Origin of the sequence: Streptomyces sp. JW3, from assembly GCF_052216785.1 — a bacterium.
Lineage (GTDB): Bacteria > Actinomycetota > Actinomycetes > Streptomycetales > Streptomycetaceae > Streptomyces.
On the sequence record NZ_JBQOUX010000167.1, the window covers coordinates 1 to 11,850 of the forward strand.

Annotated in this window: 8 protein-coding genes; 1 reads left to right on the plus strand and 7 read right to left on the minus strand. The window is 70.7% G+C overall.

Features of this window, described 5'->3' with window-relative positions; genetic code table 11:
* Positions 1-110 precede the first annotated feature (110 nt).
* From trxA to ACTT8P_RS36575, 7 genes are all read right to left on the minus strand, one after another.
* Positions 111-449, minus strand: coding sequence for a thioredoxin (trxA, locus tag ACTT8P_RS36545; protein ID WP_442836105.1), 339 nt, complete (start codon positions 447-449; stop codon positions 111-113).
* A 41-nt stretch (positions 450-490) separates the two neighbouring features.
* Positions 491-1,459, minus strand: a complete 969-nt coding sequence (gene trxB / locus ACTT8P_RS36550; protein WP_442836106.1) for a thioredoxin-disulfide reductase — start codon at positions 1,457-1,459, stop codon at positions 491-493.
* 163 nt (positions 1,460-1,622) lie between these two features.
* Positions 1,623-2,546, minus strand: coding sequence for an anti-sigma factor family protein (locus ACTT8P_RS36555; protein WP_442836112.1), 924 nt, complete (start codon positions 2,544-2,546; stop codon positions 1,623-1,625).
* 17 nt (positions 2,547-2,563) lie between these two features.
* Positions 2,564-3,262, minus strand: coding sequence for an RNA polymerase sigma factor SigM (gene sigM / locus ACTT8P_RS36560; protein WP_442836107.1), 699 nt, complete (start codon positions 3,260-3,262; stop codon positions 2,564-2,566).
* Positions 3,263-3,294: 32 nt separating this feature from the next.
* Entirely contained in the window at positions 3,295-5,013 is a 1,719-nt protein-coding gene (locus ACTT8P_RS36565) for a protein kinase family protein (protein WP_442836108.1), read from the minus strand.
* A 137-nt stretch (positions 5,014-5,150) separates the two neighbouring features.
* The gene (gene murJ / locus ACTT8P_RS36570) at positions 5,151-7,631 is read right to left on the minus strand and encodes a murein biosynthesis integral membrane protein MurJ (RefSeq protein WP_442836109.1); all 2,481 of its coding nucleotides are present in this window, start codon (positions 7,629-7,631) and stop codon (positions 5,151-5,153) included.
* A gap of 43 nt (positions 7,632-7,674) precedes the next feature.
* Entirely contained in the window at positions 7,675-10,053 is a 2,379-nt protein-coding gene (locus tag ACTT8P_RS36575; RefSeq protein ID WP_442836110.1) for a DUF6049 family protein, read from the minus strand.
* A 231-nt stretch (positions 10,054-10,284) separates the two neighbouring features.
* Between ACTT8P_RS36575 and ACTT8P_RS36580 the strand changes: the two genes are divergently transcribed.
* On the plus strand, positions 10,285-11,754 hold the full coding sequence (locus ACTT8P_RS36580) for a CCA tRNA nucleotidyltransferase (RefSeq protein ID WP_442836111.1): 1,470 nt from the start codon (positions 10,285-10,287) through the stop codon (positions 11,752-11,754).
* Positions 11,755-11,850: the final 96 nt, after the last annotated feature.

Here is an 11,850-nt window from a genome sequence, read left to right on the forward strand (position 1 = left end):
GGCCTTCACCACCCACAACCAGGCGATGAAGGCCGACGTCACGCACAGGGACCGGACCATTTACCAACAGTGTCCGGCAGGGTGGGCCCCTCCGTGTTTCACGTGAAACGTCACTTCGCTACGGCGATGAACTCCTCCAGGTCGCGGACGATCGCGGCCTTCGGCTTGGCACCGACGATGGTCTTGGCGACCTCGCCGCCCTGATAGACGTTCAGGGTCGGGATGGACATGACGCCGTACTTGGCGGCCGTGTCCGGGTTCTCGTCGATGTTCAGCTTGACGATCTCGATCTTGTCGCCGTACTCGGCGGCGATCGCCTCGAGGGACGGCGCGATCTGACGGCACGGGCCGCACCAGGCGGCCCAGAAGTCCACCAGAACAGGCTTGTCGCTCTTGAGGACGTCCTCTTCGAAGGAGGCATCGGTCACATGCTTCAGGGTGCCGGCCACGGCGGGCTCCTTAACTGGTTGGTGCGTGGGGCGGATGGGGGTCAGACAGTGGTCTTCTCGGGCTCGGCCTTGTCCTCGTCGGACAGGGCGGCGAGGAAGCGCTCGGCGTCGAGGGCGGCGGAGCAGCCCGTGCCGGCCGCGGTGATCGCCTGGCGGTAGGTGTGGTCGACCACGTCACCGGCGGCGAAGACACCGGTCACATTGGTCCGGGTGGAGGGCGCGTCGACCTTCAGGTAGCCCTCCCCGTCCAGGTCGAGCTGACCCTTGAAGAGTTCGGTGCGCGGGTCGTGGCCGATGGCGATGAACAGGCCGGTCACGGCCAGGTCGGAGAGTTCGCCGGTCTTGAGGTTGCGCAGCTTCAGACCCGACAGCTTGGGGTCGCCCTGGATCTCGGCGACCTCGCTGTCCCAGACAAACTTGATCTTCGGGTCGGCGAAGGCACGCTCCTGCATGGCCTTGGAGGCACGCAGGGTGTCGCGACGGTGCACGATCGTCACGGACTTGGCGAACCGCGACAGGAAGGTGGCCTCCTCCATCGCGGTGTCACCGCCGCCGATCACGGCGATGTCGTGGTCCTTGAAGAAGAAGCCGTCGCAGGTGGCGCACCAGGAGACGCCGCGGCCGGACAGGGCGTCCTCGTTCGGCAGGCCGAGCTTGCGGTGCTGCGAGCCGGTGGTGACGATGACCGCCTTGGCCCGGTGGACCGTTCCCGCGGTGTCCGTGACGGTCTTGATCTCACCGGTCAGGTCGACGGACACGATGTCGTCGGGGACGAGCTCGGCGCCGAAGCGCTCCGCCTGGGCCCGCATGTTGTCCATGAGCTCGGGGCCCATGATCCCGTCCTGGAAGCCGGGGAAGTTCTCCACCTCGGTGGTGTTCATGAGCGCACCGCCGGCGGTGACAGCGCCTTCGAACACCAGCGGCTTCAGCGACGCGCGCGCGGTGTAGAGCGCCGCCGTGTAGCCGGCAGGCCCGGAGCCGATGATGATCACGTTACGGACGTCGCTCACGGCTTGTTTCCTCGTCTCTGGACTGCGTCTGCATGACCGGCGAAAGCATTTCTCAGAGCTCTCACCCCACCCAACGGATCCTACGGGGCGCGCATTCCCGCTGTGTCCGGGCACACTGCGGCGGCGGCCCGAAGCGCGACGGGGCGAGGGAGGAACGTCGTCCTCAGGGTCGGGCGTAGGAGTCCTGGAGCAGTACCTGGCCCGCGCCGAGCGAGGGCTGGGTGACACAGGCCGTCTCCACGAGGTAGGCCGTGACCTTGCCGGTGTCGGCGGCGTGCGGGAGGACCACTAGCAGCACCTTACGGCCCTGGTAGATGCCCTCCTCCGTGGCCAGTGCCGCGTCGTCGCGGCCGATGCCCTGGCGTACGCACGCGGGCACGGTGGGCTGGGTGAAGACATGGTTCTCGGCGCCGGTCCCGGACTCCACGCTGAAGCTCTGCGCGCTCTGCGTGCTCTGTGCGGAGGACGTCTTGGTGCTGTGCCCCGGCTGGTCGTCCGCCAGGAGTCCGGAGATCTCCGTTCCCAGCTTCTTCTCGGAGAAGGTGTCCGCGAGGGCGGACGGCTGTCCCGGGTCTCCGGGTGAGTCGCCGCTGTCGAGGGAGGACACGATCGCCGAGCCGAGCCCCAGGGCGGCCACCGCGAACACGGCGCCGAGGGCGGCGATCCTGCGGCGCCCGCTCCGGGTGCCTTCCTTGCGCTCCTTGCGTCCCGGGCCGGTGGTGGAGGAGGCGGCACGGCCCGCGGGACGGTCGGGCGGCGGTGTCGATGTTTCATGTGAAACATGCGGACGGCTGTCGAGCTGCACTGGTGTCGTGACCGCCGGCGCCGGGTCCGCCGTCTCGGGTGCAGTGGCGGCCAGCAGGGCTTCGGCGGCGAGGGCGGCATCGATACGGCCGGCGACGTCGTCCGGCATCCGTGGCGGCCCCGGCAGCGTGCCGAGCAGGCCCCGGATCTCCTTCAGGGACGCGTAGACGTCCGCACACAGCGCGCAGGCGTCCAGGTGCCGCCGTACATCCGTGGTCCGGGACGGCGGGAGCAGCCCTTCGGCGAGGTCGGAGATCTCCGCGACGTCCGGGTGCTGGGCCATGTCTGTCGTCGACGACGTCACGCTCGTCCACCTCCGCCCTTCACTGCGGTCGAATCGCTCGGCCCCGCTGCGGGTGGGACGGGAGTCCCCCGCCTCCGGTTCCGTTCCGTGCCCGGTGGGCTGTCGCCGCCGCTGCCGCTGTCCGGGCGCAGGTGGGTGAGGAGCGGCAGGAGTCTGGCTCTGCCCCGGGCGCACCGGCTCTTCACCGTGCCGACCGGAACGTCGAGGACCCGGGCGGCCTCGGCGACGGGGTAGCCCTGCATGTCGACCAGGACGAGAGCGGCCCGCTGGTCCGGCGGCAGGGAGCCCAGGGCCTCCACGAGCTGCCGGTGCAGGTCGTTGCGCTCGGCCGGAGCGGAGGCCGACTCGTGCGGCTCCAGCAGCTGTTCCAGACGTTCGGTGTCGTCGACCGGGGCGGTCTTCCTGGAGGCCGCCTTGCGGGCGCGGTCCAGGCAGGCGTTCACCGTGATCCGGTGCAGCCAGGTCGTGACGGCCGACTGCCCACGGAAGGTGTGAGCGGCCCGGTACGCGGAGACGAGGGCGTCCTGCACGGCGTCGGCGGCTTCCTCACGGTCGCCCAGGGTGCGCAGGGCGACCGCCCAGAGCCGGTCCCGATGCCGCCGCACGAGCTCACCGAAAGCGTCGGGGTCGCCTTTGACGTGGCGGGCGAGGAGGTCGTGGTCGCTGGTGTCGCCGTACGCGGTGCCATCTGCCATCGGGACCCCCACCCTTTGCGTCCGGGTCGCTGTCAGCCCTTGAAGGTCACGTCGGTGACTGCCTGCTTGTAGCCGGCGGAGCTGTAGCCGTCTGCCGGAGCGTTCGGCACCGCGGTGATCCACAGCAGGACGTACTGCGTCTTGACCGTCTTGGACGCCTTGACGGTCAGCGAGGTTCCGCGGCCGGTGGCGTTCCCGATCTCCTTCATGCCGTCCACCCCGGTAGAAGGCGAGAGCGAGTCCGTCGCGTAGAGGTGCACGGTGGTGTGGTCGCCCGAGTACCGGAGCCCTATCGACGCCGTCGAGACCTCCTTGGCGGAGCCGAGGTCGTAGACGATGCCCACTCCGGGCTTGTACGGGGCCAGTGTCGGGCCGTCGTTGTAGCGATTGGTGCGCCAGTACGTCGAGCTCTCACCGTCGTAGGTGTTGCCGACGTCGCCCGGGGCCTGGGCGTCGCCGCTGGCGACGTACTCCTGGGCCGCCTCGATGGTGATCGGCTTGACCGGCTTGGTCTTTTCGCCGCCCTTGTCGTCGTCGTCCGTCGTCTGCGTCTGGTTCTGGTCGTCGGACGTGCCGCCCCGGTCCATCAGGGCGTCGGCCAGTTGCCAGCTGCCGAGGCCGAGGGCGGCGATGAGCAGCGCCGAGACGCCCCACTTCAGGGCCTTGCCGGTGCGGCTCTGCAACGGGGGCGGCGGGGTCGGCACCGGCTGGGTGGCACCGGGACGCGGCGCCGGACGGCCGTAGGAGCCCTGCTGGTAGGAGGTGCGCTGGTACTCGGGCGGCGTGGTGAACGCCGGCTCCGGCGGACGGATGCGGGGCATCTCGCCGATCGCCTTCACCAGCTCCTCCGGCGTGGTGCACGCCGACTCGTGCCGGGAGGCGGTGGCACCGTCGTTGGCGAGTGCCCGCATGGCCAGCTCCGACAGCCCCCGGTGGACCCCGGCCCGCACCTGGTCCGGCGGGATCAGCCCGAGGTCCTTGGGCAGGCCGGACAGCCCGTAGGCGTCGTTCTCGTAGGGCCAGCGCTGGGTGAGCGAGGCGTACAGCAGCGCGCCGATGGCCTCGGTGTCGGTGCGCTGCGGGGTGTCGGAGGTGATGCCGCGCAGCGCCGCGTTCACGGCCAGGCCCCGGATGCGCCACTGCCCGGTCGACGTACGCAGCACCGCGTTGGGGCCGAGGCGGAGATGGGCGAGGCCCTCGCGGTGGGCCGCGGCCATCGCGGACGCGACCTGGGTGACCATCTGGTAGGCGTCGTACGGCTCCAGCGGGCCGGCCGCGAGGAGCGTGGTGAGTTCGGTGGCGTCGGGGAGCCATTCGTGGACGACGTAGACGAGGTCGTTGTCCTCGACGGCGTCCAGCACCTGCACGAAGCGGGGGTCGCCCAGCAGCGCGGAGGAGCGGGCGGCGGCCAGCACCGACCGGGCCCGGGAGTGTTCCGCCGGCAGCAGGTGGACGCCGACGGCGCGGCGCAGCTTCTCGTCCACGGCCCGCCAGCTGCTGAATCCGTCCAGGCGGGTGACGCACTCCTCGAGACGGTAGCGTCTGGCGAGTTTGTGACCGCTGTGCAGTTCGGGAGGCGATGCCTTCCCGGACTCTTGGGTACCGGCGCTCGCCTGTGCCTCGTCGCTGTCCGTGTCCCGCTCCCGGTTGTTGGCCACCCCGTCGGCCGTGGACTGGTCCGCCTCGGCGGTCAGCGACTCGTCGTCGCTGTTGTCTGCCACGTCGACGGCAGCCGTGCTCCGTTCCGCCACCGTCGTTCCTGCCTCCCCATTCATCGCGCGCCGGACACCCGTTGCGCGCCGTCCGACGCCGAAACCAATTGTGCCCACAGTCCGACGCTATGCACGACACGCGGCGACGAACGATGGTTGTGCGCCTACCCCCCGTCTCAGCGTCCCAGGCGTCCGCGGACCATACCGACGAGCGAGTTGAGCTCTTCGATCCGCATCCGGCGGGCGGCGAGGTAGAAGACACCGAGCAGGATTACGCCGCCGGCCAGGAGCGCGGCGAAGGAGCCCGCGACGCCCTGGCCGAGCGTGTGACCGATGCCGTAGCAGGCCGCGCCGCTGAGCAGGGCGGCCGGGACCGAGGCGATGGCCAGCCGGGCGTAGGTCCGCAGCACCCGGGAGCCGTCCAGGTCACCGCCGAGCCGCTTGCGCAGCCGGCGCCAGGCGATGCCGACGCCGGTGGCGTAGGCGAGTCCGTAGGAGGCGGCCATGCCGACCACGGCCCAGCGCGCCGGGATCACGAAGTAGCACACGGCCGAGGCACCGGCGTTGACCGCCGCCACGATCACCGTGTTGTAGAAGGGGGTGCGGGTGTCCTCGTATGCGTAGAAGGCGCGCAGGACCACGTACTGCACGGAGTACGGGATCAGGCCGAGGGCGAAGGCCATCAGCATGAAGCCCATGTTGGTGGCTTCGCTGGTGCCCGAGGAGCCGAAGATCAGCGTGCACATCGGGATGCCGAGCGCGACGAACCCGAAGGAGATCGGCACGATCGCGACGGCCGTCGTACGCAGTCCCTGGGAGATGTCGTCGCGGACCGCGCCGGTGTCGTTCTCGGCCGCCGAGCGGGACAGGCGCGGCAGCAGTGCGGCCATCAGGGAGACGGTGATGATGGCCTGCGGCAGGCCCCAGATCAGCTGGGCGTTGGCGTAGGCGGCGAAGCCGGTGCCGTCGACGGGCGACGCGTCGCCCGCGGCAGTGGACAGCTGGGAGACGACGATCGCGCCGGCCTGGTTGGCGAGGACGAACAGGAAGGTCCACTTGGCGAGCGTGACCGCTTTGCCGAGGCCGTGGCCCTTCCAGTCGAAGCGCAGCCGCATCCGGAAGCCGGTCTCGCGCAGGTACGGGATCATCGCGAGCGCCTGCACGACGAGGCCGAGCAGGATGCCGACGCCGAGGAGCCGCTGCCCCTCCTCCGGGATGCTGGTGACCTTCATCCCGGAGTCGGCGGAGGTGCCGTAGACCCAGATGAACATGCCGAGCGTGACGATGATGACGATGTTGTTCAGGACCGGGGTCCACATCATCGCGCCGAACTTGCCGCGGGCGTTGAGGATCTGCCCCATCACCACGTGGACGCCCATGAAGAAGATGGACGGCAGGAAGTACTGCACGAAGGTGATGCCGACCTGGTTGGCCGCCGGGTCGCTGGCGACCGAGTCGGACAGCAGACGGATCAGGACCGGCGCCCCGAGGATGGCGAGGGCGGTGAGCACACCCAGCGCCACCATCACCAGGGTCAGCAGCCGGTTGGCGTACGCCTCGCCGCCGTCCTCGTCCTCCTTCATGGCGCGGACGAGCTGCGGCACGAAGACGGAGTTGAGGCCGCCGCCGACGGTGAGGATGTAGATCATCGTCGGGAGCTGGTAGGCGACCTGGAAGGTGTCACCGAGCAGACCGACGCCGAGGGCGGAGACGATCAGGGCGGAGCGGATGAAGCCGGTGAGACGGGAGACCATCGTGCCGGCCGCCATCACGGCGCTCGACTTCAGCAGGCCCGCCGCGCGACCGCTCTTCTTGGGCGCTGCGGCGGCCGTGAGCGGCATGGTGGCGTCGGCCCCCTGCGCCGGGGTCTCGGCGGCCGGCGGGGGCGCGGTCAGGTACTGGCCCGGCGGGGGCGCCGCCTGCTGCTCTGCGCCGGGCTGAGCGGCGGAGTACTGGCCCGGTCCGGGGCCCGGATACTGGCCCTGGGCCGGTGGCTCCGTGCCGTACGGCCCCTGCCCCGCCGGAGCGCCGGCGCCGTACTGCTGCTGGTCCGCCGGGGCGACGCTGCCGTACTGCTGCTGCCCGGCCGGGGCGCTGTACTGGCCGTAGGGGCCGGGCGCCGCCGCCTGCTGGTTCGGCGCGGGGGAGGGGCCGGGCACCGCAGCGCCGTCGGTGTAGGACGGGTGGCCGCCGCCCTGCTGCTGGTCGCGGAAGAGATGGGCGAAGGCGTCCGGCTCGTGGCGCTGCTCGCCGGCCTGGGTGACCAGGTCGTCCACGCCCACGAACTGCGTCGTGCGCGGATCGTCGCCGTACGGCAGGTACTGGGTGACGCCGTCCGGCTCGGGCGGCGGGGTCTGCGCCCAGACCTGCGGGTCGGGGGCGTACGGCGACTGGGCCGGCGGTCCGTAGAGCGGCTGCTGCGGCGGGTATGTGCCCGGGGGCGGCGGAGGGTGCGCGGCGCGGTCGTAGCGGGCCTCGTCGACCGGGTCCTGGGCGGAGAGGTCCTGCGCCCGGTAGGGGTCCTGGTCGTAGGCGTCCTGGAGGTACATGTCCGCCGGCGGCTGCTGGGGCGCCTGGTCGTGCTCGGCCGGCGGGCCCTCGGGGTAGCCCGAGCTGCCCGTGGCCTGGCCACGGTCACCGTCGTACGGCGCGTTCATGGTTACCCCACCTCATCGTCCCCGGCCCACCGGCCACGACATCTCAACGGTCCACTCTCTCACCCGTCCCGGACGGGTCGGCGTTTTCCGCTGCGGTGTCCGCACCGGGGTCACTCGGCTGCTCCGGATCGCCTGCCCGGGCGGGTGTCCCCGACTCCTCGGTGAGACGGCCGGCCGGGCCTTCCGGGTTCTCGGGGCCGTCCTCGGTGCCCTCCCCGGCGTCGGGGCCCTCGTCGCCCCCGGCGCGGGCGGCGGCGCGCTTGCGCTGCTGGTACATGCGGTAGCCGGCGAGCACGAGGAGGAGGACGCCGCCGCCGATGACGAGCATCACGGTGGCGGTGATCTCGGTGACCTTCACATCGAAGGTCACCGGCTGGCCGTACTTGCGGCCGTCCGCCGTGTAGAGCTGGGCGATCACCGTCGCCCGGCCGTTGGCGTTGGCGGACGTGGTGAACTTCACCGACTGGCTGTGCCCGCCGGAGACCGACACGGGCTGCTCCTGGTAGGCCTCGCCGCCGATCTTCAGACGGGTCGGGTTGGTGGAGGTCAGCCGCAGCACCAGGTGGTCGGCGTCCTGCACGAGGTTGTTCTGCACGGTCACCGGGATCGTGGCGCTGCGCCCGGACAGCTTCGTCTCCGACTTGTCGATCAGTCTGACCTGGCCGGTCAGACCGTCGAGGTAGGTCTCCACGCCGTTGCGGAAGGTCTGCCCGGCGGTGGCCTGGCCGCGCCAGGACGCGGACATCTCCCGGTTCATGGCCCGGCCGAAGGGGGTCACCACCCGGGACTGGTCGGACAGGACGGCCTTGAAGTGGTCCAGCTTGTCCTGCGTCCGGGCGATCTGCTCGAACACCGAGTACGGCAGCTCCTGCTTGCGCAGCGCGGAGGGGTACGCGGAACGCGCCGGCACCTTCGTGGTGGCCCCGGCGTCCGGCTTGGCCGAGGCGGCGTCGGACAGCTCCTGGGACTCGGACCAGGTGCCGTCCTCCAGGGCCGTCAGTGCCTCGGCCATCGCCCGGGCCTGGCTGCCGGTGGGCATGCGCTGCGGGGCGACGACGACACTGCGCTGCTTGCCGGTCTGAAGATCCAGGGACAGGCTCTGCGCGAGGAACCGCTGCACGGCCGCCGTGGAGGTGGACGCCTTCGTCAGGTCGCCCTCGAACGCCGTGGACAGGCGGGCGTCCGCGACGACCGCCGTCGTCCCGCCCCCGATCGGCCGGGCCGCGGAGGGCGTGTACGACAGGCCGCCGCTCTCCTGGAGGCTGTCGCTGCGGGCGAGCACCTTGTCGGCGCCGGCGGAGGTGGCGACCTTGACGATCGACGGGTCGACGGCACCTTCCACCGGCCAGGCGAAGTCGGTGATCGGTTTCACGTGGAGGATCGGCTCCACCGTGTTGGCGACCACGTCGGTGGCCTCCTTCAGCTGGCTCAGCGAGCCGGTGAAGTCCGTGCCGTTGTGCGCGAGGGAGGCCAGGTCCGGGTCGGCGAAGGGCAGTGCGACGACCTCCTTGTCGGCCACCGCCTTCTGGAGGTCGGCGAGCCACTGCTTGGCGACGGTCTGGTGCTTGCCGGCCGTGGTGTTGCCGTCCGTGCCCCGGACCTCGTAGGTGCGGGTCATCGCGTCGACGGAGGCCAGCAGGTCGGGATCGACGACCCAGGTGACGTCGAGATCCTTGCCGAGCGCCACCATCTGGTTCAGACGGCCGCCGGGGGAGATCTCCTTGGCCAGGTCCTCGTTGAGGAAGACCGGGGTCTGTGTCTCGTTGGAGCCCGTCTCCGCGGCCATGTGGGCGGTGGAGACGAGCGGCCACAGGAACGTCGTCTTCGTCCTGGTGCCGGCCTCGCCGGGCTGCCAGGGCAGGAAGGTCCGCTGCACGCCGAGGACCTGCTCCCAGGGCTGCGCGGAGGTCTGCCCGGAGAGCGTCACGTCGAACTCGTAGACGCCGTCCGCGCCGAGGTCCAGCGCGTCGACCGGGACCGAGAGGGTGAAGTGCTCGGCGACTCCGGGCGTGAGCTTGGGGTACTCCTCGGCGTACTTGTCGTCGATCTGCGTGCCGAGCGTGCCACCGAGGTCGTCGCTGTTGTCGGCGACGGTGTCGATGGCGGACCGGGTGTCGAGCCGCTGGCCCACCCGCAGGCCGAGCTGGGCGTCGGTGACCGCCTGCTTGCTGTTGTTGGTCACCGTGCCCGACACCGTGACGGTGTCGCCGTCCGCGGGGGCGGCGGGACTGAGCGAGTCGACGGCCACGGACACCCCGTCCGACTCGGCCGCGGCCTGCTCCCCCGCGTGGGCCGGAGCAGTGGCCGACACCTGTACGAGCCCCGCCAGCAGGGGTGCGGAAGCGACCAGTGCCACGGTGCGCCGTACCCAGCGGCGGGCAGGTGAGGGATGGGTCCCCTGGAAGTCTGCCGCCTCGGCCACGCGCTCGCCCGTCCCTCGTCGTCGTCAGTGGTCGTCGGAATGTGCGTCCACGCATGGTAACGATGCGCGCTGAGGGGAAGTGCCGCGGAGTGGGCCACAAGATCAGTCGGCGGACCGGCCGTGAGACCTGCCCGCCTCGTATATGCCCGTATAAAGGGGAGCGTCCGCACAAGGGGTGCGCGGGAAAAAGGGTGCGCCCGGCTCCGCCCGGGCCACGTACCCTTTTCTGTTGTGCCGAACGCCAATGAAGTCAGTCCCCATGCCCTGAGCCAGGCGCAGCAGCGCGCGGTGAGTGAACTGCTGCGCGTCTCGCCGGTCGCCGACGATCTCGCCCGCCGCTTCCAGGCGGCCGGGTTCTCCCTCGCCCTGGTCGGCGGCTCGGTGCGCGACGCGCTGCTCGGGCGGCTCGGCAACGATCTGGACTTCACGACCGACGCCCGCCCCGAGGACGTCCTCAAGATCATCCGTCCGTGGGCGGACGCCGTCTGGGAGGTCGGGATCGCCTTCGGCACGGTGGGCGCGCAGAAGGACGCCCGGGTCGGAGACGCTGATCGAAGCCTTCAGATCGAGGTGACCACCTATCGGTCGGAGGCGTACGACCGCACCTCGCGCAAGCCGGAGGTGTCGTACGGCGACTCCATCGAGGAGGACCTGGTCCGGCGGGACTTCACCGTCAACGCGATGGCCGTCGCACTCCCCGAGAAGGAGTTCATCGATCCGCACCGCGGCCGGGACGACCTCGCGGCCCGGGTACTGCGCACCCCCGGCGCGCCGGAGGACTCGTTCTCCGACGACCCGCTGCGGATGATGCGGGCCGCGCGGTTCGCCGCGCAGCTCGACTTCGAGGTGGCCCCCGAGGTCGTCAAGGCGATGAAGGAGATGGCCGGGCGGATCGAGATCGTCTCGGCCGAGCGGGTCCGGGACGAGCTGAACAAGCTGATCCTGTCCGCACACCCACGCAAGGGGCTGACGCTCCTGGTGGAGACCGGCCTGGCCGACTACGTCCTGCCCGAGCTGCCCGCCCTGCGGCTGGAGAGCGACGAGCACCACCGCCACAAGGACGTCTACGAGCACACCCTGATCGTGCTGGAACAGGCGATGGACCTGGAGCAGGACGGTCCCGATCTGGCCCTGCGGCTGGCCGCGCTGCTGCACGACATCGGCAAGCCCCGCACCCGCCGCTTCGAGAAGGACGGGCGGGTCTCCTTCCACCACCACGAGGTGGTCGGGGCCAAGATGACGAAGAAGCGCATGACGGCGCTGAAGTACTCCAACGAGCTGGTCAAGGAGGTCTCGCGGCTGGTCGAGCTCCACCTGCGCTTCCACGGGTACGGCACCGGCGAGTGGACCGACTCCGCGGTGCGCCGGTACGTCCGGGACGCGGGTCCGCTGCTGGACCGCCTGCACAAGCTGACCCGGTCCGACTGCACGACCCGTAACAAGCGCAAGGCGGCCGCGCTCTCCCGGGCGTACGACGGGCTGGAGGAGCGGATCGCCGAGCTTCAGTCGCAGGAGGAGCTGGACTCGATCCGCCCGGACCTCGACGGCAACGAGATCATGCAGATCCTCGGTATCGGCCCCGGTCCCGCTGTCGGACAGGCGTACAAGTACTTGCTGGAGCTGCGGTTGGAGAACGGGCCGATGGAGCACGAAGCGGCGGTGGCGGCGCTCCGGGAGTGGTGGGCCCGGCAGGAGGGCTGAGCAGACGTGCATGGTGGGGCGGGGTCATGTTTCACGTGAAACATGACCCCGTTTCACGCTGCTGGAGGGGCGGTGTTTCACGTGAAACACCGCCCC

What these genes read in the sequence shown, in the direction of transcription:
- ACTT8P_RS36555 (WP_442836112.1), bottom strand. Translation starts at nt 2,546, where the DNA reads ATGGCCCAGCACCCGGACGTCGCGGAGATCTCCGACCTCGCCGAAGGG.
- sigM (WP_442836107.1), bottom strand. Translation starts at nt 3,262, where the DNA reads ATGGCAGATGGCACCGCGTACGGCGACACCAGCGACCACGACCTCCTC.
- murJ (WP_442836109.1), bottom strand. Translation starts at nt 7,631, where the DNA reads ATGAACGCGCCGTACGACGGTGACCGTGGCCAGGCCACGGGCAGCTCG.